The sequence below is a fragment of the Saccharopolyspora ipomoeae genome, assembly GCF_029952525.1.
In the GTDB taxonomy this organism is placed as follows: domain Bacteria; phylum Actinomycetota; class Actinomycetes; order Mycobacteriales; family Pseudonocardiaceae; genus Saccharopolyspora; species Saccharopolyspora ipomoeae.
In genome coordinates this window covers 11,014-36,654 of the sequence record NZ_JASAOF010000032.1, presented here as the reverse complement: position 1 = coordinate 36,654, position 25,641 = coordinate 11,014, and the positions used below count along the sequence as shown (strand labels likewise).

Annotated in this window: 23 protein-coding genes and 1 other RNA gene; 17 read left to right on the top strand and 7 right to left on the bottom strand. The window is 72.1% G+C overall.

Annotated features, from left to right (window positions below; all coding sequences use genetic code 11):
* Positions 1 to 115: 115 nt before the first annotated feature.
* The gene (locus QFW96_RS28565; protein WP_281458877.1) at positions 116 to 1,051 is read left to right on the top strand and encodes a cobalamin biosynthesis protein; all 936 of its coding nucleotides are present in this window, start codon (positions 116 to 118) and stop codon (positions 1,049 to 1,051) included.
* A 158-nt stretch (positions 1,052 to 1,209) separates the two neighbouring features.
* On the opposite strand, the gene QFW96_RS28560 is transcribed toward QFW96_RS28565, so the two are convergent.
* Genes QFW96_RS28560 through QFW96_RS28550 form a run of 3 tightly spaced genes read right to left on the bottom strand, consistent with a single transcriptional unit; the run spans position 1,210 to position 3,607 of the window.
* Positions 1,210 to 2,241: an SURF1 family cytochrome oxidase biogenesis protein gene (locus QFW96_RS28560; protein WP_281458848.1), complete on the bottom strand. Its 1,032-nt coding sequence runs from the start codon at positions 2,239 to 2,241 to the stop codon at positions 1,210 to 1,212.
* 47 nt (positions 2,242 to 2,288) lie between these two features.
* Positions 2,289 to 3,173 (bottom strand): fructosamine kinase family protein, encoded by an 885-nt coding sequence (locus tag QFW96_RS28555; RefSeq protein WP_281458847.1) that lies wholly within the window; start codon positions 3,171 to 3,173, stop codon positions 2,289 to 2,291.
* Complete coding sequence (locus QFW96_RS28550; protein ID WP_281458846.1) at positions 3,152 to 3,607, bottom strand: low molecular weight protein-tyrosine-phosphatase; 456 nt, start codon at positions 3,605 to 3,607, stop codon at positions 3,152 to 3,154. Before QFW96_RS28550 ends, QFW96_RS28555 begins: the two co-directional genes overlap by 22 nt.
* A 57-nt stretch (positions 3,608 to 3,664) precedes the next feature.
* Here QFW96_RS28550 and cobC point away from each other — a divergent pair, with 57 nt between their 5' ends.
* The 16 genes from cobC to QFW96_RS28470 all read left to right on the top strand — a co-directional run bounded on the left by cobC (position 3,665) and on the right by QFW96_RS28470 (position 19,636).
* On the top strand, positions 3,665 to 4,711 hold the full coding sequence (gene cobC / locus QFW96_RS28545; protein WP_281458845.1) for an Rv2231c family histidinol phosphate aminotransferase CobC: 1,047 nt from the start codon (positions 3,665 to 3,667) through the stop codon (positions 4,709 to 4,711).
* On the top strand, positions 4,692 to 5,567 hold the full coding sequence (locus QFW96_RS28540; RefSeq protein ID WP_281458844.1) for a Nif3-like dinuclear metal center hexameric protein: 876 nt from the start codon (positions 4,692 to 4,694) through the stop codon (positions 5,565 to 5,567). Before cobC ends, QFW96_RS28540 begins: the two co-directional genes overlap by 20 nt.
* Positions 5,564 to 6,289, top strand: a complete 726-nt coding sequence (locus QFW96_RS28535; RefSeq protein ID WP_281458843.1) for a zinc ribbon domain-containing protein — start codon at positions 5,564 to 5,566, stop codon at positions 6,287 to 6,289. The genes QFW96_RS28540 and QFW96_RS28535 overlap by 4 nt, the downstream gene beginning before the upstream one ends.
* Positions 6,286 to 7,416 (top strand): bifunctional RNase H/acid phosphatase, encoded by a 1,131-nt coding sequence (locus QFW96_RS28530; RefSeq protein WP_281458842.1) that lies wholly within the window; start codon positions 6,286 to 6,288, stop codon positions 7,414 to 7,416. The genes QFW96_RS28535 and QFW96_RS28530 overlap by 4 nt, the downstream gene beginning before the upstream one ends.
* A gap of 52 nt (positions 7,417 to 7,468) precedes the next feature.
* Positions 7,469 to 7,861, top strand: an RNA gene (rnpB, locus tag QFW96_RS28525) — RNase P RNA component class A.
* A gap of 805 nt (positions 7,862 to 8,666) precedes the next feature.
* Positions 8,667 to 8,957, top strand: coding sequence for a hypothetical protein (locus QFW96_RS28520; RefSeq protein ID WP_281458841.1), 291 nt, complete (start codon positions 8,667 to 8,669; stop codon positions 8,955 to 8,957).
* A gap of 6 nt (positions 8,958 to 8,963) precedes the next feature.
* On the top strand, positions 8,964 to 9,536 hold the full coding sequence (locus QFW96_RS28515) for a hypothetical protein (RefSeq protein WP_281458840.1): 573 nt from the start codon (positions 8,964 to 8,966) through the stop codon (positions 9,534 to 9,536).
* Positions 9,511 to 12,402, top strand: coding sequence for an ATP-binding protein (locus QFW96_RS28510; RefSeq protein ID WP_425524812.1), 2,892 nt, complete (start codon positions 9,511 to 9,513; stop codon positions 12,400 to 12,402). Before QFW96_RS28515 ends, QFW96_RS28510 begins: the two co-directional genes overlap by 26 nt.
* Positions 12,399 to 14,360: a hypothetical protein gene (locus tag QFW96_RS28505; RefSeq protein WP_281458839.1), complete on the top strand. Its 1,962-nt coding sequence runs from the start codon at positions 12,399 to 12,401 to the stop codon at positions 14,358 to 14,360. The genes QFW96_RS28510 and QFW96_RS28505 overlap by 4 nt, the downstream gene beginning before the upstream one ends.
* Positions 14,360 to 14,947 carry a hypothetical protein gene (locus tag QFW96_RS28500; protein WP_281458838.1) on the top strand — a complete coding sequence of 196 codons (588 nt, stop codon included), beginning with the start codon at positions 14,360 to 14,362 and terminating at the stop codon, positions 14,945 to 14,947. Before QFW96_RS28505 ends, QFW96_RS28500 begins: the two co-directional genes overlap by 1 nt.
* Before the next feature lie 2 nt (positions 14,948 to 14,949).
* A complete protein-coding gene (locus tag QFW96_RS28495; RefSeq protein ID WP_281458837.1) occupies positions 14,950 to 15,963 on the top strand; it encodes a C40 family peptidase in 1,014 nt (337 codons plus the stop codon).
* Positions 15,964 to 16,128: 165 nt separating this feature from the next.
* Positions 16,129 to 16,467 carry a hypothetical protein gene (locus QFW96_RS28490; protein WP_281458836.1) on the top strand — a complete coding sequence of 113 codons (339 nt, stop codon included), beginning with the start codon at positions 16,129 to 16,131 and terminating at the stop codon, positions 16,465 to 16,467.
* 171 nt (positions 16,468 to 16,638) lie between these two features.
* The gene (locus QFW96_RS28485) at positions 16,639 to 16,782 is read left to right on the top strand and encodes a hypothetical protein (protein ID WP_343231412.1); all 144 of its coding nucleotides are present in this window, start codon (positions 16,639 to 16,641) and stop codon (positions 16,780 to 16,782) included.
* Between the two features lie 6 nt (positions 16,783 to 16,788).
* Complete coding sequence (locus QFW96_RS28480; RefSeq protein WP_425524811.1) at positions 16,789 to 18,240, top strand: RNB domain-containing ribonuclease; 1,452 nt, start codon at positions 16,789 to 16,791, stop codon at positions 18,238 to 18,240.
* Between the two features lie 79 nt (positions 18,241 to 18,319).
* Entirely contained in the window at positions 18,320 to 18,985 is a 666-nt protein-coding gene (gene npdG, locus QFW96_RS28475; protein WP_281458874.1) for an NADPH-dependent F420 reductase, read from the top strand.
* 264 nt (positions 18,986 to 19,249) lie between these two features.
* Complete coding sequence (locus tag QFW96_RS28470; protein ID WP_281458834.1) at positions 19,250 to 19,636, top strand: DUF4326 domain-containing protein; 387 nt, start codon at positions 19,250 to 19,252, stop codon at positions 19,634 to 19,636.
* Between the two features lie 61 nt (positions 19,637 to 19,697).
* Here the strand turns inward: QFW96_RS28470 and panB are convergent, their stop codons facing one another.
* From panB to QFW96_RS28450, 4 genes are all read right to left on the bottom strand, one after another.
* Positions 19,698 to 20,567: a 3-methyl-2-oxobutanoate hydroxymethyltransferase gene (gene panB, locus QFW96_RS28465; RefSeq protein ID WP_281458833.1), complete on the bottom strand. Its 870-nt coding sequence runs from the start codon at positions 20,565 to 20,567 to the stop codon at positions 19,698 to 19,700.
* 119 nt (positions 20,568 to 20,686) lie between these two features.
* Positions 20,687 to 21,475 (bottom strand): transporter substrate-binding domain-containing protein, encoded by a 789-nt coding sequence (locus tag QFW96_RS28460; RefSeq protein ID WP_281458832.1) that lies wholly within the window; start codon positions 21,473 to 21,475, stop codon positions 20,687 to 20,689.
* 295 nt (positions 21,476 to 21,770) lie between these two features.
* Complete coding sequence (locus QFW96_RS28455; RefSeq protein ID WP_281458831.1) at positions 21,771 to 22,574, bottom strand: SWIM zinc finger family protein; 804 nt, start codon at positions 22,572 to 22,574, stop codon at positions 21,771 to 21,773.
* On the bottom strand, positions 22,567 to 25,545 hold the full coding sequence (locus tag QFW96_RS28450; RefSeq protein WP_281458830.1) for a DEAD/DEAH box helicase: 2,979 nt from the start codon (positions 25,543 to 25,545) through the stop codon (positions 22,567 to 22,569). The genes QFW96_RS28455 and QFW96_RS28450 overlap by 8 nt, the downstream gene beginning before the upstream one ends.
* Between the last annotated feature and the right edge of the window lie 96 nt (positions 25,546 to 25,641).

Below are 25,641 nucleotides of genomic sequence, written 5' to 3'. Positions count from 1 at the left end.
CGAGCACAGCCGGTCACCTGGGATGCCGTGATCGGTCACAGCCGCCGTCGGGGTAGCGTGCGGTGCTGCTTTCGAGGTGTTCGAGATCGTCTTCTCAGCGGTGGTGGAGGTGCGGGTGAGCGCGGGACGAGCGGTCGGTCTGCTGCTCGGCGTGGCGGCGGACGCGGCGCTGGGCGACCCCCGGCGCGGGCACCCGGTCGCGCTGTTCGGGCGCGTCGCCCAGAAGCTGGAGAAGGCGCTCTACCAGGACCGGCGCTCCACCGGGGTCGTCTACACCGGGGTCCTCGTCGGCGGTACCGCCGTGCTCGGGGCGCTGCTGCAGCGCTCGGTCCGCCGCAGCCCGGTGCTGGAGGCGGCCGCGACCGGAGTGGTCACCTGGGCGGTGCTCGGCGGCACGTCGCTGGCCGACGAGGGCACCGCGATGGCGCGGCTGCTCGACGCCGGGGAGATCGACGGCGCCCGCGAGCGCCTCGGCCACCTCTGCGGCCGCGACGCCGCGGTCCTCGACGGGCAGGGCCTGGCGCGCGCGACCGTCGAGTCGATCGCCGAGAACACGTCCGACGCCGTGGTGGCCCCGCTGGTGTGGGGCGCGGTGGCGGGCATCCCCGGGCTCGCGGCCTACCGCGCTGCCAACACGCTCGACGCGATGGTGGGGCACCGCTCGCCCCGCTACCGCGAGTTCGGCTGGGCCTCGGCACGGTTGGACGACCTGCTCAACCTCGTGCCCTCGCGCTTCGCGGCCGCGCTGACCGCGGTCTGCGCCCCCGTCGTCGGCGGGTCCGGCGGCGGCGCCTGGCGCACCTGGCGGCGCGACGCCTCCGCGCACCCGAGCCCCAACGCGGGCCAGGTCGAAGCGGCGTTCGCGGGAGCCCTGGAGATCCGCCTCGGCGGCCGCACCGTCTACGGCCACGTCACCGAGCAGCGCCCGATCATGGGCGAGGGCCGCACCGCCGATGCCGGTGACGTCACCCGCAGCGTCGAGCTCTCCCGCCTCATCGGCACGGTCACCGGCGCCGCGGCGGCAGCCACCGCCCTCCTCCGCCACCGCTGACGAACCCGCAGCCGCCCGTCCCGGAGCGTCGGCCCCTCGCTCGGGGGAGCGTCGTTGCCAGTGGACAGTTTTAGTCATAATTGCCCATGATCAATGTCCGAAATGTCTGGACAGTTATGGCTAAAACTGTCCACTGCCCAGGCCTCGGTGCGGCGGGGTCAGGACTCCCGTGAGTTGCGCTCGAAGGATTCGGCTTCGCGGCGCTCTTCCTCGGCGATGGCTTCGGCGACGGAGAGCTTGCGGCGGCGCTTGGGAGCGGACTTCCGGGAGCTCGCATAGCGGGAGGTGGCCGGGCTCGGGGCGGAGCCCTGGACGCTCGACGTGTTCGCGTGCGCTGCGTCGGAGCCCGGGCGGCCTGTCTCGGAGTCCGGGCGTCCTGCCTCGGAGTTCGAGTGCGCTGAGTCGGGCTCCGGCGCGCCGGGCTCCGGCCCGTCGGAGTCCTGACGGCGCCAGGCCGGGGCCGAGTCCGGGCGGAGCTCCGTGTAGATCAGGTAGCCGATGGTGATGATCGCCATGATGCCGAAGGCGATCCACTGCAGGGCGTAGGAGAAGTACGGGCCCGACTCCAGGCGCGGCAGCGGCAAGGCGCCGAGGACGCCAGGCTGGCCCTCGGAGAGGGCGGCGTAACCCGGGCGCAGCGCGAGCCCGGTGCCCTCGGAGATCGTGCCGGAGTTGACGGCGTAGGCCCACCGGTGCCCGTCGTGGTCGAACAGCGGCCGCTGCTTGCTGTCGGTCTCGTCGGCGCGGATCCGGGCCGTGAGCGTCACCCGGCCCGACGGCGCGGCCGCGTAGTCGGGGGCGCGCGTGCCGTCGACCGGCCGCACGAAACCCCGGTCGACCAGCACCGTCGTCCCGTCGTCCAGCCGGAACGGGGTGATCACCTCGAACGCGGGCTCGCCGAGCACGGTGCGCTGCCAGGCCAGCGTCTCCGACGTGTGCAGGTACTCGCCGGTCAGCAGCACCTGCGACCACTCGGTGGTGACGTCGGGCGTGCGCCCGGCGGGCAGCACCTCGTCGATCGGCTTCGGGGCGGCGTGGAAGGACTCGGCGATGGCCTTGTTGCGGATCTCGGCCTCCTCGCTGCGCCCGAACTGCCACGGCGCGAGCGTCGTGAAGCACAACCCCGCGAACACCACGACCAGCGCGATCGCACCCAGCCACCCGGGCCGCAGCAAGAACTTGAGACGCACACCCCCACGGTAGGCCGCGCGACCGGCGCGGTGGCTGAGACCCCGTCTCAGTGTGACCTCAACGCCTGTCCGGCGGCCCGGGCGGCCTGCGTGCCGTAACCGCCGCCGAACAGCACCGCGTGCACCAGCAGCGGGAACAGCTGGTGCAGCGCGATCCGCTCCCGCCACCCGTCCGCCAGCGGGTGCACCTCCTGGTAGGCCGCGACGATCCGCTCCAGGTGCGGGCACCCGAACAGGTGCAGCATCGCCAGGTCGGTCTCGCGGTGACCGCCGTGCGCGGCCGGGTCGATCAGCCACGCCCGGTCGCGGCCCCAGTGCACGTTGCCGCTCCACAGGTCGCCGTGCAGCCGGGACGGCGGCTCGGCGGGCCCGGCCAGCTCCGGCAGCGCCTCGCACACCCGGTCCAGCACCCGCGCCGACTCCGCCTCCAGCGCGCCGGAATCGATCGCGCGCCGGACGTAGGGCTGCACGCGGTGCCGGGCGTAGAACGTCGGCCAGTCCCGCTCGGGCTCGTCGCGCATCGGCGCCAGCCCGATCCACGCGTCGGCGGGCCCGCCGGGCGGGGCGCTGCCGAACGCCGGAGCCCCGGCGTCGTGCAGCCGAGCCAGACCGCGACCGAGCTCCTCGGCCGCCCGCGCCGTCGGCGACGCGGCCGCGACGTGCTCGGTGACCAGGACGTCCTCGCCCTCGCCGAGCACCTCCGGCACCGGCACCGCGCCCGGCTCGGCGAGCCAGCGCAGCGACGCAGCCTCGGCGGCCGCCGCGCCCGGCATCGACGGCGAAGCGGACTTGGCGAACACCTCGGTCCCGTCGTCGAGCCGCACGGCGAACGCCGCCGCGGTGTCCCCACCGGAGAGCCGGCGGACCTCGGCGACCTCGCGCCCGGTGATCCGGGCGACCTCCGCGGCGATCACAGCCGTTCCCGCACCCACGCCATCAGCTCCGGCATCGCGGCCTCGACCATCGCCAGCACGTCGTCGAACCCGTTCGGGCCGCCGTAGTAGGGGTCGGGCACCTCGGTGCCGTCGGCGTCCGGGTCGAACGACCGCAGCAGCCGCACCTTCTCCGGGTCGTCGACCAGCCGCCGCACGGCGCGCAGGTGCCCCTCGTCCATCGCGACCAGCAGGTCCGCGCCCAGGTGGTGCTCGTCGATCTGCGCCGCGACGTGCTCGGTCGGGTAGTCGTGGGCGGCCAGCACCTTCTCGGTGCGCGGGTCAGCGGGTTCGCCGACGTGCCACGGCCCGGTCCCGGCGCTGGAGACCTCGACCCGCGAGTCCAGGCCCGCCCGCCGCAGCTCGTCGGCGAAGATCAACGCCGCCATCGGCGACCGGCAGATGTTGCCCGTACAGATGAAGGAGACATGCACGCCCCGAGGGTACGGACCACCTGAAGCGCTCCGACGTGGACGTTTAGACTGCCCACGATGAGCGGGGACGATCGGGAGCTGTTGCGCCACCACGGCGACGTGGACGCGGCGCGCGGGCTCGCCGACTTCGCGGTCAACGTGCGGCTCGACCGGCCGCCGCGGTGGCTGCGCGCCCGGCTCGCCGAGGCCCTCGACGACCTCGGCTCCTACCCGTCGGCCGAGGCCGACGAGACCGCCCGCCGCGCCGTCGCCGACCGGCACGGCAGGCACCCCGACGATGTGATGGTGCTGGCCGGGGCGGCGGAGGGCTTCGCCCTGCTGCCCGCGCTGCGCCCGGCGCTCGCCGCGCTGATCCACCCGTCGTTCACCGAACCCGACCTCGCCCTGCGCACCGCGGGCGTCCCCGTCGAGCGCGTCGTGCTCGACGCCGCCGACGGCTACCGGCTGCGCGCCGAGCAGGTCCCCGAGGCCGCCGACCTGGTCGTGCTCGGCAACCCGACGAACCCGACCTCGGTGCTGCACCCGGCCGAGGAGATCCGCAAGCTGCTGCGGCCCGGCCGGATCGTGGTCGTCGACGAGGCGTTCATCGACGCCGTCCCCGGCGAACGCGAATCCGTCGCGCACCTCGCCGATCCCGGACTGCTCGTGCTGCGCAGCCTCACCAAGATGTGGGGCCTGCCCGGGCTGCGCGCCGGCTACGCGCTGGGCAGCCCGCAGGTGCTCGCCGAATTGGGCCGCGCCCGCCCCCACTGGCCCGTCAACTCGCTGGTGCTCACCGCGGTGCGCGCCTGCTGCGAACCCCGCGCGATCGCCGAATCCGAAGGCGCCGCAGCGGAATTCACCGAGAACCGCACCGGACTGCTCGACGGCCTCGCCGGAGTGCCAGGGGTCGAGGTGGTGGGCGCGGCCGAGGCGCCGTTCCTGCTGCTGCGGGTGCCCGACGGTCAGCGGGTGCGAGAAGCGCTGCGGGAACGCGGGATCGCGGTGCGCCGAGGCGACACCTTCCCCGGCCTGGACACCGACCACCTCCGCGTCGCCGTCCGGGACCCGGAGCAGAACTCGTTGTTGGTCAAGGCTTTTCAGGATGTCGTGGAACGTGGGTGAAACGGTGCGGATTCGGGACGTGATCGGCGCGCTGGAGAAGGCGTACCCCACCGGGCTCGCCGAGGACTGGGACGCGGTCGGCCTGGTCTGCGGCGATCCCGACGCGGTCGTGCAGCGCGTGCTGTTCTGCGTCGACCCCCTCGAAGCCACCGTGGACGAGGCCGTCGACTTCGGCGCCCAGCTGCTCGTCTCGCACCACCCGCTGCTGCTGCGCGGCGTCCACGGCGTGCCCGTCGACGACCACAAGGGACGCGTCGTGCACCGGCTGATCCGCGCCGGCATCGGCCTCTACTGCGCCCACACCAACGCCGACAAGGCCAACCCCGGCGTGTCCGACGCCCTGGCCGGGGCGCTCGGCCTGACCCGGACCCGGCCGCTGATGCCCGTCGCGCCTGCCGCCGACACCGGCCTCGGCCGCATCGGCGAGCTGCCGCAGCCCGAGCCGTTCCGCGACTTCGTCCGCCGCGTCGCCGACGGTCTGCCCACCACCGCGTGGGGAGTGCGCGGCGCGGGCGACCCCGACCGCGAGATCCGCCGCGTCGCCGTCTGCGGCGGCGCCGGAGACTCGTTCCTGACCGCCGCCGCCGAAGCCGGCGTCGACGCCTACGTCACCGCCGACCTGCGCCACCACCCGGCCGGCGAGCACCTCGCCCAGGCCGACGTGCCCGGCACCTCCGTGCCCGCGCTCGTCGACGTCGCGCACTGGGCCAGCGAGTGGCCCTGGTGCCAGCAGGCCGCGGACCTCGTGTCCGCCGCCCTGCCCGATACAGTCGAAGTCCTCGTTTCCACCCGACGCACCGACCCGTGGACCGTGCACGCCGGTGCGAACCCAGACCCAGGGAGGGCGCTCGCGTGAAAGCCGACCCCGCCGTTCAACGACGGCTGCTCGATCTCGCGGAGGCCGACGCGGAGCTCAACCGCGTCGTGCACCGCAGGCGCACGTTGCCGGAACTCGAGCAGATCGGTGCCGCCGAACGCGAGGTGCAGACCAAGCGCGACGAGCTGGTGGTCGCCCAGACCGCGTTCAACGACCTCGACCGCGAGGTCAAGCGGCTGGAGAACGAGGTCGACAACGTCCGCAAGCGCGAAGCCCGCGACCGCGACCTGATGGCCGCAGGCGGGCCGGCCAAGCAGCAGGAGGAGCTGGAGCACGAGCTGCAGACCCTCGCCCGCCGCCAGGCCGTCCTGGAGGACGAGCAGCTGGAGGTCATGGAGCAGCGCGAAGCGCTCGAGACCAACGTGACCAAGTCCGCCGAGGCCGTCACCGAGGCCGAGCAGCAGCTCGCCGGCATCCAGGAGCGCCGCGACGAAGCGCTCGCCGAGCTCGACACCGCCGAAGCCCGTCGCCAGCAGGAACGCGACATCATCGCCAAGGCGCTGCCCGACGACCTCATCGCCCTCTACGAGCGGGTGCGCGGCCAGCGCGGCGTCGGCGTCGGTCTGCTGCAGGGCGCTCGCTGCGGCGCCTGCCGCATCGAGCTCGACCGGCACGCCCTCAACGAGGTCCGCGAAGCAGCCCCCGACGACGTGGTCCGCTGCGAGGAGTGCGGAGCGATCATGGTCCGGGAGAGCAAGTGAAGGTCATCGTCGAAGCCGACGGCGGATCGCGCGGCAACCCCGGACCGGCCGGTTCCGGCGCCGTCGTGCTCGACGCCGACACCCGCGAGGTCCTCGCCGAACGCGCCATCGGCCTCGGCGAGACCACCAACAACGTCGCCGAGTACCAGGGCCTGATCGCCGGGCTGCGCGCCGCCGCCGAGCTCGGCGCCACCGAGGTCTCCGTGCGGATGGACTCCAAGCTCGTCATCGAGCAGATGGCCGGGCGCTGGAAGGTCAAGCACGCGAACCTCCAGCCGCTCAACGCCGTCGCCCGCGAACTCGCGGCCGACTTCCAGCACGTCGACTACGAGTGGATCCCGCGCGCCGACAACGCCGCCGCCGACAAGCTCGCCAACGACGCGATGGACGGCAACACCGTCGAGCCGGGCGCCGCGGCGGCCGAATCGGGGCAGGTCAGCGAGGCCGAGAGCGCCTCGGCGCGGACCCGCCCCTCCGGCTGGCAGAACCTCCGGGGCGCCCCGGTCAAGATGCTGCTGCTCCGCCACGGGCAGACCCCCATGTCGGTCGACAAGCGCTACTCCGGCCGCGGCGACGTCGAACTCACCGAGCTCGGGCAGCGCCAGGTCCACGCCGCCGCCAAGCGCCTCGCCGCGATGGACGGCGTCGTCACCCCCGACGGCGCGGCGCCCATCATCGCCTCGCCGCTCACCCGCACCCGGCAGAGCGCCCAGGCCGTCGCCGACGCCACCGGCGGCGAGCTCGAATTCCACGACGGCCTGCTCGAAACCGACTTCGGCGAGTGGGAGGGCCTCACCTTCCTCGAAGCCGCCGACAAGTACCCGGACCTGCACCGGAAGTGGATCGGCGACCCCACAGTCGTGCCGCCCGGCGGCGAGAGCCTCGCCGCCGTCCACCAGCGCGTCACCGCCGCCCGCGACGACCTCCTGGAGCGCTACGCCGGGCAGACGATCATCGTCGTCAGCCACGTCACGCCCATCAAGTCCCTGCTGCGCACGGGCCTGGGCGTCGGACCAGAGGTCTTCTACCGGCTGCACCTCGACCTCGCCTCGCTGTCCATCGTCGAGTTCTACCCCGACGACAACGCCTCGGTCCGCCTCGTCAACGACATCTCCCACTGGGCCTGAACAGGCCTGGCCGGAGCGCCGAACCGGCCAGCGGTAAAATCGGCGGAGCGGAAGAGCCGGTCGAGTGACCGCGGCGGGCGACGACCCGTCGAGGAAAGTCCGGACTCCACAGAGCAGGGTGGTTGCCAACGGCAACCCGGGGCGACCCGCGGGACAGTGCCACAGAAAGCAGACCGCCCGGCGCACGCGCCGGGTAAGGGTGAAACGGTGGTGTAAGAGACCACCAGCACCTCGGGTGACCGAGGTGGCTCGGTAAACCCCACCCGGAGCAAGGCCAAGATGGGCGCCTCGGCGCCCGCGCGGACGGTTGAGGGTTGCTCGCCCGAGGTTCGCGGGTAGGCCGCACGAGCTCGTCGGCGACGGCGGGCCTAGATAGATGGTCACTGAACGGGCTTGGTCGTGAGACCCCCGGGAACAGAATCCGGCTTACAGACCGACTCTTCCGCTTTCTCTTTTCATGTTTTTGCTGGTCCTCGGTGTCTTTGGGATTCTGGGGTGCCTGTTTCTCGGGTGGTTTCGTTGTACTGACAACTACTCTGTGGTCCCTGTGCTTGGCGGTGCCAGAAGCGGAACCTGACACGCCTTCTGGCTCCGGGATCCGAGACTGATGTATGCCAATACACGGCGTGTCGGCTGTCCTCCCCAGAAGACGTGTCAGAACCCGCGGCGGTGCAAGCGCCTCAGGTGGGGTAAGGAGAAACCGGCTTCGCCGGTTGCCTGACGGGGGCCGGTTGCCTCGCGGGGTTCTTTGGTTCGTCCGTTTGTCTCAGTGGTTTTCGGCTTTTCGGGCTAGGTGTCGGTATGCATGCCCTGGGGGGAACTGTTCGTGTTGGGGGCGTTACCCTGATTCGTGCGCGCCAAGATCACCTCGTTCTTTCGGGTTCGGCGATCACGTCGAGTGATCCAGTCGGGTGCTTCCTGGCGCGATGTGCGGAAATCCACTGGACCACCGCGATGTTCACGGTGCGTTACGAAGGGGCTCGCAAGCGGGTGAACAGCCACGAGATCCAGGCTCGAAACCGGCCTCCTGAGCGCCGATTCCGCGATGACCAGCCGGTGGTGGCTTGCTCGAATGGCCTATTCGCCGCGTGATGGCCGTGGTGTCGTCCCGCTGTAACCCGCCACACCCGAGCTCGCAACCACTACTTCTGGTGACCATGTCATGTTCTACTCGTATCTGCGCGTCGCGGATCACCGCCACGCGTTGAGGTACCGGCCCGCCGACACTCCGCGTACTCAGGGGTAAAGAGATGACCGCCATGCCGCTGGAAACACTGGCGCACCTGGACGTACTCGCCCAGCAGACTCAACTGGGCACCGAAGGCATTCGCGGTTGGATCCTGAACAACCTGCTACCGCTGCTGCTGCTGACCGTGGCGATCCTGCTGCTGTGGCTCGGCGGCGGCAAGGGCGACAACGCGGGTGTGATGCGCCGTCTCGGCGGTGTCCTCGTCGCCCTGGCCATCGTCGGCATCGCGGTCACCAACGCGGGCATCGACATCGGCACCTTCATCGCACAGCTCTTCAGCACCAGCGGGTGATGCCCAGTGCGGATACGCACCGATGATGAGGTGTACCGGGTCGACGCCGTCTGGCTCGGCCCCCCGAAGGCGACCTTCCCGTGGCGCGCGCGCTACGTGGCGTGGGGCGTCGGCACGGCGCTGTTCCTGCTGATCCTGTTCATCGAGCGGCAGGTCAACATCGGGTTCGGCTTCTTCTCCACGGCGTGGGCCGTGGTGATCACCGTGGCGCTGACCCGGCTGATCTGCGGGAAGATCGGGCACGAGCGCCCGCTCGGCGCCGTCATGCAGATGTGGGCGCGCGAGCTGACCGCACCCCGCGAGAAATCGCAGGCCACCGGCGGAGCGGCCAGCGCCGCCCGCGTCCGCGTGCGCCGGGGCCGTCCCATGCCCAAGAACAAGCGCTCCCGCCGCGGACAGCCGCGGCAGGGACAACCCCAGCGGTCCCAGCGACAGACCCAGCGGCAGTCGCAGACCCGGAGGCAGCAGGGCCGGCAGGCGCAGCAGCAGCCGCGCACCGCCCGGTCCACCCAGCAGGTCGGAAGCAGGCGCACCCGTAGCAAGGAGGTTCGCGGTGTTCGGTCGCCGTCGAGGCGGTGAGCAGCAGCCGCAGCAGGTACCCCGCGGCTCCAGCGGCAAGGTCCGCGGCGCCAAGGGCAGCGGCAAGCCGCGCAAACGGGCGCGGGGCCTGGGTGACGAGCAGTCCATCCCGACCTACACGCCGTCGATCGCCGCGCGCACCATCGACGGTCACCTGCTGCGCACCGGCCAGGACGTCTTCGCCTGGTACCGGCTCTCACCGCAGCGCTGGTCCTTCCGCTCCGACTCGCAGCGCCAGGACCTCGTCGCCGCCATCGCGGGCCAGTACGCGGAACTCCAGGGCCGCTGGCTGCACCTGCGGGTGACCAACAGGCCCTACCCGATCCGGATGTGGGCCGAGGCGCACGTGCACAACGCGCGCAACCCGCTGCCGGACGCCGACGGCGCGCTGAGCTTCGACGACTACATGGTCGGCGAGCAGCAGCAGCTGATGGGCCGATCGATGGCGGAGAAGGAGGTCTACCTGGGCGTCCAGGTCCAGACCCGCAACGTCGTCGACCGGGCCGTGGAACGCGCCGCGCCGCTGCTGCAGAAGGTCTTCCCCGAAGCCGTCGACGCCGAGCTCATCGCGCTCGACAGCGAGATCGAGCACCTGGACCAGGTGATCGGCTCCGCCGGCCTGGACGGGCGACCCGTCACGGCCGAGGAGATCTCCTGGCTGATGCACCGGTCCTGCTCGCTGGGCCTGCCCGCACCCCGCAACCTGCCCGCCGTGCCGGGCGCGCCGTGGGAGCCCGAGGACCTCGCGTCGTTCACCGACGCCTCCGACATGCACCAGGACCCGTACTCGCCGACGGTGACGGTGCGCGGCCGCACCGGCTCCAACGCCGGCGTCACCCGGCACGTCGCGGTGCTCACCGTCGGCCAGACCCACGGCCTGCAGATCCCCGAGATCGACGACCCGTGGATGCAGCACTCCGACCGGCTGCCCGCCCCGGTGGAGTGGTCGGCGCGGATCTACGTCCGCAGGCCCGAGGACGTCGGCGGCGAGCTGCAGCGGCAGATGAACAAGGTCCGCTCCCAGGTCAGGCACTACACCGAGGAGCACGGCCTGGAGCCGCCGACCTCGCTGGCCCGCCAGGCGGGCCGGGTGCTGGAGATCGACGACGAGATGACCTCCGGCTTCACCGCCCTGGCCACCCGGGTCAAGTCCTGGTGGCGGATGGCGGTGTCCGGGCCGACCGAGCGCGACGCGCTCAAGCTCGCCCAGCAGATCCTCGACCTGTACAAGCCGAAGGTCGCCGTCGAGCACCCCGAGGCGCAGTACGCGATGGCGCGGGAGTTCATCCCCGGCGAACCGCTGGCCAACACCGCCTACCTGCGGCGCGGCTCGGTCGTGTGGGCCGCCTCGGCGGTCCCGCAGGCCACCGCGGAGGTCGGTGACCGGCGCGGCATCCTGCTCGGCGAGACCTGCACCGCCACCCGGCGTCCCGTCGCCTGGGACCCGTGGATGGCGCAGGAGGTCCGCGACGCCTCGGGTCTGACGGCGATGGTCGCCGGTCTCGGTGGTGGCAAGTCCTTCCTCGGCGGCGGCACCGTCTACAAGACGCTGCGGGCCGGGGCGCACTGGACGCTGCTGGACCCGTCGGGGCCGCTCGCCGAGCTGTGCAACCTGCCGGAGATCAAGCCCTACGCCCGCAACATCAACCTCCTCAACGCCCAGCCCGGCATCCTCAACCCGTACCGGGTGGTGGCCGAACCGGAGCTGGAGCACTTCGTCGACGAGGAGGACCCCGAGCGCGGCTGGCGGCGCGAGCGCGCGCTGGCCGCCGCCACCCGGCGACGCCTGGTGCTCGACGTGCTCACCGGCCTGCTGCCCTACGAGGTCGCGAAGCTGCCGCAGACCCGGATCGTGCTGCTGCGCGCGGTCCGCGCCGTCGGCGGCCGGGTCGACGCGCACCCCGGCATGGTCTTCGAGGCGCTGCGGCGCGACGCCAGCGAGCACCACGAGCACGCGGTGGTCGTCGCCGACTTCCTCGACGAGATCCGCGAGCGGATGGCGCTGCTCATCCCGGAGAACGACGCCGACCCGTACTCCGAGACCCGCGACGACCGGCTCACGGTCCTGACGATGGCCGGGCTGACGCTGCCCAAGGACGGCGTCGGCCGCGAGCACTGGACCGACGCCGAAGCGCTCGGCGTGGAGATGCTCAACCTCGCCGCGTGGCTGACCCAGCGCTCCATCTACGAGCGGCCCAAGGGCGAGCGCAAGGGCGTCTGGATCGACGAGGCGTTCTTCCTCTCCGAGGTCCCGACCGGTCGCGTGCTGATGAACCGCTTCGCGCGCGACTCGCGGAAGTGGAACGTGCGAGTGCTGCTGTCCAGCCAGATCCCGGCGGACTTCCTGCGCATCCAGGGCTTCGTGTCGCTGCTGGACTCGGTGTTCATCGGCCGCCTCGACGACGAGCAGGCCCAGGCCGACGCGCTGCGGCTGCTCAAGGTGCCGGTCGACGCCGGCTACGAGCAGGTCGTCGCGGCGCTGGGAAGGCGCCCGGGCCCGGCCCGCAACGCCACCCAGCGGGACCGCGCGCCGCGCCAGTTCATCTTCGGCGACGGCGCGGGCGGCGTGGAGAAGATCCGCATCGACTTCTCCGGCCCGCACCTGGAGCACCTGCGCGACGCGCTCGACACCACCCCGGCGTCCGAACCCGACGCCGAACCGCGCGCCCTGGCGCCCTCGGTCGGCGGCGACGGCGTCAACTCCGACTCCAGCGCCTCGGCGCTGAACCCGGCTGAGGACGACTACGGGGACGAATTCGAAGCGTTCGACGAGCTCGAACTCGAAAGCGTCGGCATCGGTTTCGATGACGGCACCGAGAGCTCGACCCGCCGGCCGGGCGAGCGGGGTGGGGACGACGCGCGGTGAGCGGGGCGGTCTTGGGCGTCGTGCTGATCGCCGCTGCGCTCGCGGCGGTGATCGGCACGCTCGTGGTCAATCGCCGGACGCGGTCGGCTGAGGTCCTCACACCGCGACGCCGCAAGGCGTACCTGCTGGTCGCGGGCCTGCTGGCGCTGCAGTCCCTGATGGCGGTCCCGGCGTGGGGCCAGAGCCTGGACTGCAAGGAGGCGCCGAACCCGGAGCGCCCCGGCTCGGGCATGGTCGGCGCGCTGGACCCGGCGCCGATGGGCGCGGGCAACCCGGGCAGCGCCTACGACGAGGTCGGCTACGCCGGTCTGATCTGGCACACCTACGACCTCGGCTGCGGCCCGCAGGGCGTCACCAACCCGGACGCGCTGGTCGACACCTGGGTCGGCAACGAGCTGTTCAACCTCGCCAAGAACCTGGTGGGCGCCACCAACGGGCTGCACTACGCGCTGCTCAACGGCGACCTGATGGACCCGCTGGACGAGGTGATCGCCACCGGCACGGTCGCGCTCTACGACAGCGTGTTCGCGCCCTGGTTCGGGCTGGTCGCGCTGGTGCTGGCGGTCGTGCTGTTCCGCTACATCTGGCAGGGCGACCTCGCCAGCATCGGCAAGCGCGGCATGTGGGCGCTGGCGGGCCTGTGGTTCGCCTCGGCGACCTACCTGACGCCGCTGGTCTACACGCACGCGCTCGACGAGATCGTGATCACCGGGACCTCGGCCGTGCAGGCCGGTTTCCTGCACGAGGTCGGGGTGGACGAGGCCAACGCGCTGCCGACGCTGCTGCACGACCAGGTCGTCTACCGCAACTGGCTGCGCGGCGAGTTCGGCTCGCCCGACACCCCGCAGGCCCAGCAGCTGGGCCGGGAGCTGCTGCGCGCTCAGGCGTGGACGAAGCAGGAGGTCAACGCCGGGGCCGACGCCGGTTCGCCGGAGCCCAAGAAGCAGGCGTTCGAGGACGTCGCCGGCAAGATGGGCAGCTCCTACGGCTACTTCCAGGGCATCGACGGCAGCCGCGTCGGCGCGGGTGTGCTGGCCAGCGTCCAGTCGCTGGCCTACGCCTCGTTCCAGCTGCTGGCCAAGGCCACGATCCTGCTCGCCCAGGTGCTGCTGAGAGTGCTGATCCTGGCCGGGCCGCTGATCGGCCTGGTCGCGCTGGTCTACCACCAGATCCTGCGGCTGATCGGCCGCGTCGCCGGGGCGGCGGTGCTCAACGTCGTCATGGTCTCGGCGCTGGCCGGTCTGCACACGCTGATCCTGACCTGGATCTTCGACCCGACGCGCGGGTTCTCGGCGCTCACCCAGATCCTGCTCGCGGCGCTGATCACCATCGTGTTCCTGCTGGTCGCCAAGCCGGTCCGGCGGCTCACGCAGATGGTCGAGCTGTCGGTGGGCACGGTCGGCCGCGCGGTGCCGCGCTCGCCCGGCGGGATCTTCGCCCGCTTCGGGCGTCGCGGCGAGAGCCCGACCGGCGAGCAGTTCTGGGACCAGGTCCGCGAGAACGACCCGGACGCCGCCTACGGCGGAGACCGACCGGGCAGGAAGCGTCCGGAGGCGCTGCTGCCCGCGGTCGCGCAGCGGCTCGACCGCGACGACGACGCGGCGCAGGGCGCGCTGCCGACCGGTGGGCCGTCCGGCGGGACGACCGCGGGCGCGCTGCCGTCCGGCGGAGCCGGACCGCGCCGGCCGGGCGGGATGCAGGGCGTCGCGGAGGCGCGGGCGTCCAGTCGGGTGGTCGATACCAACCCGGTGGCGGATGCCAAGTGGGACGGGACCGACGAAGATCCGGTGTTGATCCCGTCGCGCGCGACGGTGGAGCGGGTGTCGGAGCAGCCGTCCGGGACCGACTCGCCGCGCCTCGCCGAGCGCGAGGTCGTGCAGGGACGTCCGGTGCACGTGATCTACCGGCCCTCCAGGGGGCTCGAGGTGGCCGATGGCGACCAGATGAGGGGGAGCTGATGCCGATCCGGACGCACCGCGGGCGAGCCGCGGTGTACCGCAGGTTCTGGGGCTGGCCGCTGCGCTCGCCCAAGCACCTGGCGGTCTCGCTGGTCGTGGTGGGTGCGGCGGCGACGGTCGTCGGACTCCTGCTCCCCGAGCCGCCGCCGAGCCGCAACGAGGCCGCCGGTGGCGGTCGCACCACGTCGTACACGCTGCCGCCGCAGAAGTCCGCGGTGGTGCCCACGACCGCCAAGCCGCCGACGATCTCCGTCCCGCAGGGCGGTCCGACGCCGACCGCGCCGGACCCGGCGGGCGTCGCGATCGTCGAGAAGTGGGGCGAGGCCTGGGTGAACCACCCGGTCGGCGCCGACCGGCAGCAGTGGCTCAACGGTCTCCGCCCGCTGACCACCGATGAGTTCCTCACCGAGCTGTCCACCGTGGACCCGGTGAACGCGGGCAACGTGATCACCGGCGCTCCGGCCGCGGTGACCTCCACCGAGGGCTCGATGGTCGTGCGCCTGCCCACCGACATCGGCGTGCTCAACGTGACCGTGAACCGGACCCCGGCCGGGTGGCGGGTGGCTCAGTACGACAAGGAAGGTTGACGATGCGCAAGCTCGTGGTCGCCCTCATCGTGCTCGCGGGTTTCGCAGGAATGATCGGTCTCGGCGTGCTGACGATGCTGATCAGCAGCAGCGGCGGCAACCAGGGCTGGTCCAACTGCAGCGCGAACCTCGGACCGTGGGGTGATGGCGCCGGGCGCGGTGAGAGCGACGCGGGCTCGCTCAACCCGGAGTCGGTCGGCCTGGCCAAGCGCATCATCGACGTCGGCAAGCAGCGCGGGCTCCCGCCGCGCGCCTGGCAGATCGCCATCCAGGCGGGCAAGACCGAGTCGAACCTGGCGAACCTGACCCACGGCGACCGCGACTCGCTCGGCATCTTCCAGATGCGGCCCTCGATGGGCTGGGGCACGGTCGCGCAGGTCACCGACGTCGACTACCAGATCAACAAGTTCTACGACGTGCTGCTGGCCGTGCCCGGCTGGGAGGAGCTGCGGCCCGGTACCGCCGCGCAGCGCGTGGAGCGCTCGGCGTTCCCGCTGCGCTACCACCGCTGGGAGCCGATGGCCGCGCACCTGGTCAGCGTCGAGGGCAACGTCCCCGGCATCACCGACTGCGACGACCTGCCCGGTTCCAGCGTGCTGGCGGGTCAGGCGCTGTCGTTCGCGAAGGCCCAGCTCGGCAAGCCCTACGTGTGGGGCGCGGCCGGTCCCGACACCTTCGACTGCTCGGGTCTGACCCAGCAGGCGTGGAAGGCGGCCGGGGTCGAGATCCCGAAGTACTCGCAGACCCAGTACTTCCAGGGCGGCGTCCACGTGCCGCTGGCGCAGGCCCAACCGGGTGATCTCGTGTTCTGGGGATACGGCCGGGATCCGCACGGAATTCACCACGTCGGGCTCTACTTGGGCGACGATCAGCTCCTGCACGCTCCACAGCCGGGTGAATCAGTCGAGGTCACGAAGCTGTGGGACGGCGGGCAACTGCTGCCGACGGTCGTGCGGCCCGCGGCGGACACGCCCGCGCCGCCGGGCGCGATACCCGCCGCGGGTGGCGCGCGGTAGGTCACAATGGCGTGAGACCCAGGCCAGCGGCCTGCTGAAACTCCGGAAGGGTTGCACATGTTCACGCCGGACCCGATCCCGCGGCCGACCGGTCCGCCCGCGTCGAGCACGCCGCTCGGTGACTACCTGAACCAGTCGCCGCCAGGAAGTTCAGCGGGTTACGCCGTGTTACCGCGTTCGCTCGCCGAGGCGATGCCCCTGCCGTGGCAGCACCAGATGCGCAACCTGCTCGCCGAGTTCCACCAGGCGTTCGGCCACGTGCAGTGGCCCGTCTACCGGGTCGTGCCGTCCCGCTACGAGCGGCTCGCCAACCTGGACGACGATCAGCTGGCCGAGGTCGGCTGCACCGTGGAGGTCGGCGACGACGGCGAGCTGGAGTACCGGATGCGCGACGGCCGCCGGATCGAGGACCCGGAGCAGCAGCAGGTGCTGGTGTCCTGCCTGGACCCGATCCCGCCGCGCGGCGCGCAGCCGCCGGCCGCCCCACCGCCGCCCGCCTGGTGACCGCCCGCCTGGTGAGGCCGTCCGCCTGGTGACGCCGCCCGGTGACGAGCGGGTGACCGCGTTCGGACATCTCGGTCGTTCCCGCTCGGCAGGCGTGACAGGTCGGCCTCGGCGTGCGAGGCTCGGGTCATGGCCCGCGGAGGTTGGTACTTCTGTTTGAAGCATCGGCAGGTGGAGCCCAAGTCGGGCTGCCGCGCCGCCGACCGCTTGGGCCCGTACCCGGATCAGCAGACGGCCGCTCGCGCGCTGGAGATAGCCGAGGAGCGCAACAAGGCGGCCGATGAGGCCGACCGCCGCTGGAAAGAAGAGGACTGAGTTCTCGTGGCGGCGGCGGAGAGGTTCCCGGACGGCGTCCGCGCTGTCCCTCCCGCTGCCACGCCCCGGTGGGGGCTGGACTTCGCCGCGGTCCGCCGCGAGCTGAACCTTCCCCGGGACTACCCGACCGGCGCCCTCGCCGAGGTGGAGCAGACCGTCGCCCAGCCGCTGCCCACCGGTGATCGCCACGACGCCACCGAGCTGCCGCTGGTCACGGTGGACCCGCCGGGCGCCAAGGACCTCGACCAGGCCGTGCTGCTGCGCCGCCGGAACGGCGGCTACCGCGTGCACTACGCGATCGCCGACGTCGCCGCGTTCGTCCCGCCGGGCGGTGAGCTGGACCGGGAGGCCCGGCGCCGCGGGCAGACGCTGTACCTGCCGGACGGCAACATCCCGCTGCACCCCACCCGGTTGTCCGAGGACGCCGCGAGCCTGCTGCCCGACCAGGTGCGCGCCGCGGTGTTGTGGACCATCGACCTCGACCCGGACGGATCACCGGAGAGCGTGGACCTGCGCCGGGCCTGGGTGCGCTCGGTGGCCCGCCTCGACTACGAGGGCGTGCACCGCTCGCTGGTGCAGGGCTGCGCGCACCCGTCGATCGACCTGCTGCCGGAGATCGGCAGGCTGCGCCGGGAGCAGGCGCTTCGGCGGGGTGCGATCGAGCTGGGCCTGCCGGAGCAGCAGGTGGAGTCCGACGGCAACGGGGGCTGGCGGCTGGCGCTGCGGCCCCGGCTGGTCGTCGAGGAGTGGAACGCCGAGATCTCGCTGCTCACCGGCATGTGCGCGGCCGAGATCATGCTGGAAGCCGGTGTGGGCATCCTGCGCACCGTGCCCGATCCGGACGCCGACACCGTCGACCTGCTGCGCCGCTCGGCCAACCAGCTGGGCGTGCACTGGCCGGTGGGCCTGTCGCCCGCCGAGGCGCTCGCCGAGCTCGACCCCGCCCGGCCGGAGGCGCTGGCGGTGCACGTCGCCGCGACGCGGCTGCTGCGCGGCGCCGGGTACACGGCCTTCGGCGCGGGGGCTCCGGCCAAGTCCGGGCACGCCGGCATCGGTGCCTCCTACGCGCACGTCACCGCCCCGATCCGGCGCTTGGTCGACCGCTACAGCGCGGAGGTCTGCCTGGCGGTCGCGGCGGACCGCGAGATCCCGGAGTGGGTGCTGGAGGCGCTGGGCGAGCTGCCGTCGGCGATGGGCGGGTCGGACCGGACCGCCGCGCAGGTCGAGCGGACCTGCATCGCCCAGGCGCAGGCGTGGTCGCTGGAGTCGCGGGTGGGCGAGGAGTTCCCCGCGACGGTCCTGCGCGTGCCCAACGGGGTGGCGGGCGAGGTCTTCGTCGCCGACCCGCCGATCATCGCCCGCTGCACCGGCAGCGGTCTGGCCGAGGGGCAGCAGGTCAGGGTGCGGCTGGTGACCGCCGACCCGAGCAGTCGCGACGTCGGCTTCGAAGTGGCTTGACGCACACCTCGTGGCATTCTCGGGGCCGCGGGTCGATTGTGGATCGTGGAAGTCGATGGCGACGAGAGGGGCCGTGAAGGTGACGAGCGTGCGCGAGATGACCGTCGGGGTGCTGGGCGGTACCGGAGCTCAGGGCCGGGGACTGGCGATCCGCTGGGCCAAGGCCGGGCTGAAGGTCGTGATCGGGTCCCGCAACGCGGAGCGCGCGCAGCAGGCGGCCGACGAGATCAAGGAGATCGCGGGCGGCGACGTCACCGGTGCCGACAACGCGGGCTGCGCGTCGGCCTCGGACCTGGTGCTGGCGGCGCTGCCGTGGGAGGGCCACGCCGAGACGCTGAAATCGCTGCAGGCCGAGCTCGCAGGCAAGATCGTCATCGACTGCGTGAACCCGCTCGGCTTCGACAAGAAGGGCCCCTACGCGCTCCCGGTCGACGAGGGCAGCGCCGCCCAGCAGGCGGAGCAGATCCTGCCCGACTCGCGGGTGACCGCAGCCTTCCACCACGTCTCCGCCGTCACCCTCGCCGACCTCACCGTCGGCCACGTCGACCTCGACGTCCTGGTCCTCGGCGACGACCGCGAGGCCACGGACGTGGTCCGCGAGCTCGCCGACGTCATCCCCGGCGTCCGGGGCATCTACGGCGGCCGCCTCCGCAACGCCCACCAGGTCGAGGCCTTCACCGCCAACCTCATCGCCATCAACCGCCGCTACAAGGCCCACGCGGGCCTCCGCATCACCGACGTCTGACCCCCCACCCCTCCCCGAACCCCGACCACGTCCGTGACGGATTACCGCCGTATTCCGTCACCGGATTACCGGAGTAATCCGTCCGGTGACCGGGTGGTGAACGGATTACTCCGGTAATCCGGTACCCGAATACTCCGGTAATCCGTCACCTGAATACGGCGGTAATCCGGGTTGTGATGGCGCCGGTGGTGTGATCGCGAGTCGAATTCCACACCTGAAACTCCGGTCGCGGCGTGGCACGGTGGGGGTCGGAGGTGGTGCGGGGTGCTGCCGGACGAAGCGAGCTGTTGGAGCGATGACGAGCGGGAGCGGGCGGACGCGCTGCTCGACGGGCACGCCGTGGTGGTCAACGTCCGCAAGGACGGACCGCACAAGCACTTGGTCCCGTGGCTGGTCGAGCAGGACCTGCTGACCTACGTCGGCCACTCCGGGCCCCGGCACGGCTGGCCGCAGTCGGACTTCGCCAGCCCGTTCGTCTCGGAGGCCAAGACCGACCGCGAGGCGATGGTCCGCCACTACGAGCAGTGGCTCGACGACCAACCCGGTCTCCTGAAGCGCCTCCGCGAAGGGGAGCTCGCGGGCAGAGCCCTGGGCTGCTGGTGCGCCCCGAAACCCTGCCACGCCGACGTCCTCGCCCACCGGGCTCGCTGAGCTGCCCGAAGCGTTGAAGAGCCGGGACGTGCCCAGCACGTCCCGGCTCCTCGCGCGGTGATCAGTGGAAGGAGTGCTCCGGGCCGGGGAAGGTGCGGCCCCGGACGTCGGCGGCGAACTCCTCGGCCGCGCCGCCGAGGATCTTGCCGAGCTCGGCGTACTGCTTGACGAACCGGGCCGTGCGGCCGGTGTTCATGCCGGCCATGTCGGTCCACACCAGCACCTGCGCATCGGTGTCCGGACCTGCGCCGATGCCGACGGTGGGGATGCGCAGCTCGTGGGTGACGCGCTTGGCCGCCTCGGCGGTGACCATCTCCAGCACCACCGAGAACGCGCCGGCCTCCTGCACGGCCAGGGCGTCGTCGAGCAGCTGGTCGGCCTGGTCGCCGCGGGCCTGGACCCGGTAGCCGCCGAGGCCGTGCTCGTGCTGCGGGGTGAAGCCGATGTGGGCCATCACCGGGATGCCCGAGGCGGTCAGCGCCTCGATCTGCGGGGCGAAGCGGCGCCCGCCCTCCAGCTTCACCGCGTGCGCGCGACCCTCCTTCATGAACCGCGTCGCCGTCTCCACCGCCTGCTGCGGCGAGGCCTGGTAGGAGCCGAACGGCAGGTCGGCGACCACCAGCGCGTGCTCCACGGAGCGGGTCACCGCGCGGGTCAGCGGCAGCATCTCGTCCACGGTCACCGGCAGCGAGGTCTCGTAGCCGTAGACGTTGTTGGCCGCCGAGTCACCGACCAGCAGCACCGGGATCCCGGCCTGGTCGAAGATGCGGGCGCTGTACATGTCGTAGGAGGTGAGCATCGGCCACGGCTCGCCGCGCTCCTTGAGCTGCTGGAGGTGGTGGATGCGCACCTTGCGGCGGGTCGGCCCCGATCCGTAGGGGGCCGCGGTCTCGCCCTTGTCCTGGGCACCCTGATCTTGGGCAGCAGTCATCGTTGACCGTCCTGTTCCCTCGAGGCCCGTGCGGGTCCCCGGGTAGTTGCGGATGGTTGCCCTTCCAGCCTCGCACGACGAACTCGGGGAGGCGATGACTGCGGGCTCACATCACAGGCTCAACCGAGCCAGGGCTGCGCGAAGCGCTGGTAGGTGCCGTCGTTGCGGGCGATGTCGAGGTAGTGGTTCACCCACTGCTGGAACGCCACGTCGCCCTGCGGGAGCATGTAGGCCTTCTCGGCGAAGGTGAACGGCTGCTCCGGGTGCACGGAGCACAGCTCCGGGTGCTGCCGCGCCTGCCAGCGGGTCTCCGAGGAGTCGGTCATCATCAGGTCCGCGTGGCCGTCGATGATCTGCTGGAAGATCGTGTTGTTGTCCGGGTGCTCGACGATCGTGGCCTGCTTCAGGTTCTGCTTGGCGAACTTCTCGTTCGTCCCGCCCGGGTTGACCACCGCGCGCACGCCCGGCCGGTCGATCTGCTCCAGCGTCTGGAACCGGGCGACGTTCTCGCAGCGGGTGATCGGCGTCTTGCCGTCGACCCCGAACGTCGAGCTGAAGAACGCCTTCTGCGCCCGCTCCAGGGTCACCGACACCCCGCCGACGGCGATGTCGCACCGCGCGGCGAAGTCGTCCATCAGCGTCTTCCACGTGGTGGGCACGATCGTGGCGCGCACGCCGAGCTTCGCGGCCATGTCGTGGGCGACGTCGATGTCGATGCCGCTCCACGCGCCGCGCTCGTCGCGGTAGGTGAAGGGCCGGTAGTCACCGGTGCTGCAGACCCGCAGCTCACCGCGCCGGGCCACGTCCTGCAGCCGGTCCGGGGCCGGTTGGGGCGCGGGCGGGGGAGTCGAGCACCCCACCGTCACGGCCGCGATGACCAACCCGATGCCGAACTTCACCCAGCGCATGCGCCCTCCGATTCTCCGTGCGGGACAAGACATATCCCGCCGTGAACCGGAAAGCCAGCCCCCGGTGATCGGAGGAACGGCAAAAACGGGAAAAGCGGGCGCGCAACCTCGCGGGGAGGCGGACGTCCTACGGACGGAGCGCGTGGGAGCCGTGCCGCGGCGGGGAGGGGAGCCACCTGGGGGTGCTCTCCTCCCCGACCTCGCTCAACGGCTGTTTGGGAGTTGCTCTGCTTGGCGGTGCGAGCTGCCAGGGTGGTGGCGGAGGATGCGGCCCGCCGCATCGCTCAACGGCTCCCTAGCCGCGGAACGCGCGGTAGGCCGGGCGCAGCAGGTCGGTGACCGGCGTGCCGCCCACCGTCACCGGCAGCGGCTCCAGCTCGTCGAGCACCGGGGTCCCCGACACCGGAGCCTCGGGGGTGCGGGCGGGGGAGGGGCTGGTCCAGAAGTCGTGCAGGTGCTCCGACAGCGGGGCTTCCCCGGAGCTCTCCTCGGCGACGACCTGCTGGGTGCCGCGCAGCGCGCGCAACCGGTCGAGCAGTTCCTCGCGGCTGCGGCCGCGCCACGCCAGGATCTGGAACGGGTCCTCGTCGAAGGACTCCGCCAGCAGGTAGCAGGTCGCGGCCAGGTGCTTGCAGGGGATCTCCCAGTCCGGGCACGAGCAGTCCATCGTCAGCTCGCGCATCGTCGACGGGAACAGCTCCAGCCCGAGCTCGGCGAACACCCCCTCCAGATCGGTGGGCATCTCACCGGCCAGCAGCTTCGCCGCGTACAGCGCCTGACCTGCCAGTTCCCGCTCGATGTGGGCCCACTGCTGGGAGCTGAACGCCTTGATCCCGATCCGCGCCCGGTACGGCTCGGCGCGCGAGCCCTGCACCAGCCCGACCACGACGCTGGTCGACAGCGTCAGGTTCAGCACCTGACCGGAGCGCGCGTAGTTCTTGCCGCGCTGCAGCCGGCCGCCCATGCCGAAGGACTCCAGCACCTCGATGAACCGCTGCGACCACCAGGTCTGGGCGATCGTGCCGCGCTTGCTGCGCGCCCTGATGCCGCCTTCGACCCGGATCGGGCCGCGGTGGTCGAACTTCCACTGCTCAGGCACCGATCGCCTCCGCGTCCAGCGTGACCAGCTCGCGCAGCTGCTGGGTGGACAGCTCGGTCAGCCAGTTCTCGCCGCTGCCGACGACCAGCTGCGCGAGCGCCTTCTTGTCCTCGATCATCCGGTCGATCTTCTCCTCCAGGGTTCCGATGCAGGTCAGCTTGCGGACCTGCACGTCCCGGCGCTGGCCGATGCGGAACGCCCGGTCGGTGGCCTGGTCCTCGACCGCGGGGTTCCACCAGCGGTCGAGGTGGATGACGTGGTTGGCGGCGGTCAGCGTCAGACCGGTGCCGCCTGCCTTGAGGGAGAGCAGGAAGATCCGCGGCCCGTCGGGGTCCTGGAAGCGCTCGACCATCGCGTCGCGGGCCTTCTTCGGCGTCCCGCCGTGCAGGAACGGCACCTCGGTGTCGAAGCGCGCCGACAGGTGCGGCACGAGATGCCCGCCGAACTCGGCGAACTGGGTGAACACCAGCGCCTTGTCGCCCTCGGCCAGCACCGAGTCGAGCAGCTCCTCCAACCGCGCGAGCTTGCCGGAGCGCCCGGCCAGGGAGGAACCGTCGCCGAGCAGCTGGGCCGGGTGGTTGCAGACCTGCTTGAGCTTGGACATCGTCGCCAGCACCAGACCGCGGCGTTCCATGCCGTCGCTGTCGGCGATGCGCGCCAGCATGTCGTCCACCACCGCCTGGTACAGCGTGGCCTGCTCGGTGGTGAGGTTGCACAACTGCTTCATCTCGATCTTGTCCGGCAGGTCGGAGATGACCGAGGGATCGGTCTTGACCCGCCGCAGCACGAACGGGCCGGTGATCCGGCGCAGCCTCGCCGCCGCGTCGGTGTCGCCGTCGCGTTCCACCGGAACCGCGTAGCGCGCGCGAAAAGTGCTCAGGGAACCCAGGATTCCCGGGTTCGCGAAGTCCATCACGGACCACAGCTCGGCCAGCCGGTTCTCCACGGGGGTGCCGGTCAGCGCGAGCCGCTGCCGTGCCGACAGGCCGCGAACCGCCTTGGCCTGGCGGGAATTGCTGTTCTTGATGTTCTGCGCCTCGTCGAGAACCACGCGCTCCCAGCGGATCTCGCGCAGCGCCTCGGAATCTCGCGCCGCCAGCGGGTAGGTGGTGATCACCAGGTCGTAGCGCTCCACCTCGTCGCGCAGGTCCTCGCCGCTGAGCCGCCCGCCGCCGTGGTGGACGTGCACCCGCAGTCCCGGCGCGAAGCGCTCGGCCTCGCGCTGCCAGTTGCCGACCACCGACATCGGGCACACCAGCAGCGTCGGCGGGCGCGACCGCTCGGCGCGGGTGAGCGCCTCCAGCGCGAGCAGCTGCACGGTCTTGCCCAGGCCCATGTCGTCGGCGAGGCAGCCGCCGAGACCCAACCGGCTCAGGAACGTCAGCCACGCGAGCCCGCGCCGCTGGTAGGGCCGCAGCGTCGCGCCGAAACCGGCGGGCGGGTCGACGGGTTCGAGGTGCTGGTCGGCCTGACCGGACAGCAGGTCGCCGAGCCATCCGGTGGCGTTGACCTCCACCACCGGCAGCGGCTGCTGCTCGCCCTCGCCACCGGCCTGCTTGATCAGGTCCAGCGCGCTCATCCGGCCGGTCGCGTCCTGCTCCAGCATCGCCAGGCCCGCCGCGAGCCGCTTGCGGTCCACCTGCACCCAGCGACCGCGCATCCGCACCAGCGGCACCTTCGCGGCGGCCAGCTCGGCGAGCTCCTCCTTCGAGAGGGTCTCGTTGCCCAGCGCCAGTTCCCACCGGTAGTCGATCAGGGCGTTCTTGTCGATGCCGGATTCCTTGGTGACCGCGCCCGCGGTCCCGGCGCTGGTGGCGTTGAGCTTGAGCCCCAGCTCCCGCTGGCTGCGGCCCCACCAGGACGGCAGCAGGACCGCGAACCCGGCCTGGTCGAGGTGGGCGGCGCGGCTGAGGAACTCGTAGGCGCCCTCGGTGTCGAGCACCAGCTCGCTCGGGTGCGACGAGCGCAGCGCCCCGTCGAGCTCCGGGCAGATGCGGCTCGCTCGGCCGAGCTCGGCGAGCAGCAGCTCCTGCGGCTGGTCCACCCAGCGGCGCAGCACCTGCGTGTTGTCGGCCCACACGTCCTGCGCGGAGATCAGCACGCCCGGGTCGTCGACGGACTGCAGCAGGAACTCCACGATCCAGTCCGGGTCGTCGTCCTCGGGGGCGTGCAGCCGGAAGCAGGTGCGCAGCGGGCTCTGCCCGGGCACGCCGGTGTGCCAGGTCTCCAGCCGGCGGGCCAGCGCGCGCAGCTGCGCCCGGTCGCCGTCGAAGTGCGCTTCGCCGGTCAGGGCGTTGAGCCAGGCCGCCGCGGTGCCCCTGGCGTCGGTGAGGTCCGCTTCGAGCCGGTTGCGGGCCCGGTCGTCGACCAGCGCGTTCAGCGTCGTGCGCAGGACGGTCTCGGGTGCGTCGTCGTTCGCGGCGCGCAGCGCGTGCGGCATGGCGTCGCGCAGCGCGACGAACCGCGCCGAGTCCGAGCCGGACAGGGCGGGGATCCAGCGAGCGGCGGGCCGATCGCCCTCGAAGACCAGGGTCGGCAGCACGCGCCCGCCGGTGATCAGGTCGTCGGCGAAGTCGGTGAGCTCACCGAGGAATCGCAGGTCGGAGCCGATCCGGCAGCCGGGCAGCTCGGCGCCGAGCAGCGCCGGGAGGTCGTCCGGGTACAGCGACACCGCGGGCACCTGCCAGCGGCGCAGCCGCAGCTTGCCGCGCGGCGCGCTCCCGGCGGTCAGCGGATCCCGCACCAGCTCGGGCGAGGACATCGGGGCCGACGCGAACGACGGCAGCGCCAGCTCGACGCTCGCGGCCGCGACCCCGTCGACGACGTCGATCAGCTCGTGAGCGGGGACCGCGAACGGATGCCCCAACACCCCGGCAGGAGCCCGCCCGGGAATCCGAGCGGGCAGCTCCGAGTCCTCCGCCCAGACCAGCAGCCGGCCCCCGGAGTCGCACAACCCGTGCACAACCCACACAGCCGGCCTCCGATACCTGAGACGAACCCGGAACCCCGCTCGCGCAATCCCCCGGAACCACTCCCGGCGAGTCTAGGCCCGGCATCCCGGCACCCG